The organism is Sporosarcina sp. HYO08, assembly GCF_001563475.1.
In the GTDB taxonomy this organism is placed as follows: Bacteria; Bacillota; Bacilli; order Bacillales_A; family Planococcaceae; genus Sporosarcina.
On the sequence record NZ_LPUT01000014.1, the window covers coordinates 1 to 2,935 of the forward strand.

Consider the following 2,935-nt stretch of genomic DNA (forward strand, 5'->3'; position numbering starts at 1 on the left):
CATCCGGTGGCGTTCGACCGACAGATCGGTCGGATTGTTTTTGGGGAAATAGGCTTTTACATCTTGATTCCGTTTCTTTTTGAAGCGTGGGTATTTTGACTTTCCTTTAAAGAAATTCTTAAAAGCATGGTCCCCGTTCATAATCGCTTGTTTGACGGCTTTACTGGAAACCTTTTTAATCCATGGATCATTTTCAACTAGGTACACATTGTTTAACCACTTGGAAAAATCATAGCCGGATAGGTGCTTTTTCGTTTCTTTGTAGTGTTTTTGTGCCGTAACTAGATACAGATTGTAAACATACCTGCAAACGCCGATCGTTTGATGTACTTTTTGTCGTTGCGCAGGCGTGAGGAGAATTTCAGTTTTATAAGCCTTATTCAAAACTTTCATCCTCCTCGATTTTCTTTTTATATTTACGTAAACCGTAGATGCGACAACTAAAGACATGAATAATTGAAACTAAATCTTCAACTAATTCCTGTTGCGGGGACAATGTTTCGTTGTTCACGACGAGAACTTTCACCCCTCTTTTTGATAAAAAGGATTCAAACCATTCATAACCAAAGCGGACAAAACGGTCTTTGTGTGCCACAATAATTGTTGAAATTTGTCCATCAAAACAGTCTTCTAACAATGCGTTCCAATGTTTCCGTTTGTAGTTTAGTCCACTTCCGATATCCGTCATCACATCATCGACAATCATTCCTCTTGCATTTGCGAACTCTCTTAAAAAAGCAAGTTGGTTTTGGAGATCATCTTTCTGACCGTTGTTTGAAACACGTCCGTAAATCACCGTCTTACCTACTTGATTTCTTTGATTGATTCCCATGTATGCCTCATATTGCTCATTTGTATAAAACCTTCTTCCACTTGGGTTTCGGTAAGCGATTAATTTTCCGTCGTTATCCCAATTCTGCAATGTTTTAACAGTCACATTTAACATTTTTGCAAATTCATTAGGTTTATAGATCTTTTTCATATGTCTATTTTGACATATTTTTCTACATTATTCAATATTTTCAGGAACAGTTAATAACTCCTATCGAAAGGACTTCCGCCATTCCGCATTCATTAAACCTGACAACAAAATAATTACAGCAGTCGAATAAAACCATAGCACAAGCAAAATGATACCAGATAACTGCCCGTACAAACGGGTATAGTCTACACTAGACACATAATCACCAAACAACAAAGAAAACAACTGCCAACCAAATGCTGAAAAGATAGCGCCTGGAAAAGCTTCCCTTACCTTCATTTTACCTGTTGGCACAACCGTGTAAAACAAGAGAAAAAACAACAGTAAAAATAACGTGCCCAGTCCCCACTTCACATTTGGCCAAATATAAAACCATCCTTGCCATTGCTCAATCTGATCATAATACGTGACAACTTTATACAATGCTGTTTCAATGATCGGCAAAAATAAAGACAAGGGGATGACAAGCATAAAAAGAGAAGTAATCCCCAGATCCCGGATAAGAGACTTCCAAAATGCTCCCTTCCGCTTGAACCCATTTGCTAAATCCAGTGAACGCGCTAAAGATTGAACAGCTATGGAAGAAAGCCAAAGCGCTGAACCTAGACTAATGTAAAGCACCTTTCCTTTCCCTTGATTGAGCACAATTTCTATATTTTTTTCAAGTAAAATAAATGACTCCGCAGGCGCAAACGGTCGGAGAAAAGTTAAAAGCATTTCTGCATTAACTGGAAAAAATTGCAGTAATGAAATAATGAAGATAAGAAAAGGAAATACAGAGAGTAATAAATAATAGGCAGTTTGCGCAGCAAGGTCGAAATATCGCTCTTTAAGAAAGCGAATACAAATTATTTTAATCATCCACTCACCTCTTTCTTTCAATATATCCATATCTGAATGAAATAGTAGAAAAATGATGAAGTGATGAGAAAAGGTTATTAGTGCCGAATACCGACACAACTAGGAGAAACAGGACAACTCGCATAGATTCGGGTAACTCAAATGAGCATGAGGGCAACTCGAGGTTAGTTTAGGGAAGCTCAAGTTGCATTGAGGGCAACCTAACATGTTTTCAGGGTAACTTGCGCGAATTTGATCATGTCTTTACTGGCTTCTATTTTTAAACACAAAAAAGCCATTACCTAATTGGTATGACTATTTCCGTCAAAATAAGATTGGTTATACACTTGTGCTTTGATTTACGCAAAAAACGCGTAAATCACGCAGAAACAAAAAGGTTTTAGTGGAACCTTTTTGTTTTGCAGGGGGAAGCCCCCAACTACCATCGGCGCGGGAGCTTAACTTCCGTGTAAAAACCTGTGCTGTGATTTACACAAAGAACGTGTAAATCACGCAAAACGCCAAGATTCTAATCGAATCTTGACGTTTGGCTCCGAATGGCGATGAGCAGCGGATTTCGTCGTCGGCTTTGACAGTCCGGTTCTCGCGTATATCATAGTGCTTTGATTTGCAACCTTCGGTGTAAATCAAGCAAAACTATGTTTCGCTTCGATCCTCCTGCCTTCGCTTCCTAGAACTCCACTACTCCTCACCATTCTCGCACACCTTCAAACAAATGCACGGAAATTTCAATTTTAAACACAAAAAAAGCCATTACCTATTGGCAATGACCTTGCGCCTGGCGACGTCCTACTCTTGCAGGGGGAAGCCCCCAACTACCATCGGCGCTGAAGAGCTTAACTTCCGTGTTCGGTATGGGAACGGGTGTGACCTCTTCGCCATCGGCACCAGACTATGAGCTTGTTCGCTCAAAACTGAATAAAACAAACATTGGATGCACAATCGTAATCATGTCTTTTTAAATAAGGTTAAGTCCTCGATCGATTAGTATCTGTCAGCTCCACACGTCGCCGTGCTTCCACCCCAGACCTATCCACCTCATCATCTTTGAGGGATCTTACTTACAAATGTAATGGGAAATCTCATCTTGAG

3 protein-coding genes and 2 rRNA genes are annotated in these 2,935 nt (G+C 39.7%); all 5 read right to left on the bottom strand.

Features of this window, described 5'->3' with window-relative positions; translation table 11 throughout:
- The coding region (locus tag AU377_RS06740; protein WP_156450402.1) for a helix-turn-helix domain-containing protein at positions 1–393 on the bottom strand (393 nt) is incomplete at its 3' end.
- A complete protein-coding gene (locus AU377_RS06745) occupies positions 377–982 on the bottom strand; it encodes an IS607 family transposase (RefSeq protein WP_067406157.1) in 606 nt (201 codons plus the stop codon). The genes AU377_RS06740 and AU377_RS06745, both read right to left, overlap by 17 nt.
- A 60-nt stretch (positions 983–1,042) precedes the next feature.
- Entirely contained in the window at positions 1,043–1,843 is an 801-nt protein-coding gene (locus tag AU377_RS06750) for a YihY/virulence factor BrkB family protein (RefSeq protein WP_067406160.1), read from the bottom strand.
- 776 nt (positions 1,844–2,619) lie between these two features.
- Positions 2,620–2,735 (bottom strand): 5S ribosomal RNA (gene rrf, locus AU377_RS06755).
- A gap of 72 nt (positions 2,736–2,807) precedes the next feature.
- Positions 2,808–2,935: ribosomal RNA gene (locus tag AU377_RS06760) — 23S ribosomal RNA — on the bottom strand; the annotation flags it as partial.

Bases quoted from the DNA above. Each gene is read 5' to 3' on its own strand.
- AU377_RS06745 (WP_067406157.1), bottom strand. From the start codon at position 982: ATGAAAAAGATCTATAAACCTAATGAATTTGCAAAAATGTTAAATGTG.
- AU377_RS06750 (WP_067406160.1), bottom strand. From the start codon at position 1,843: ATGATTAAAATAATTTGTATTCGCTTTCTTAAAGAGCGATATTTCGAC.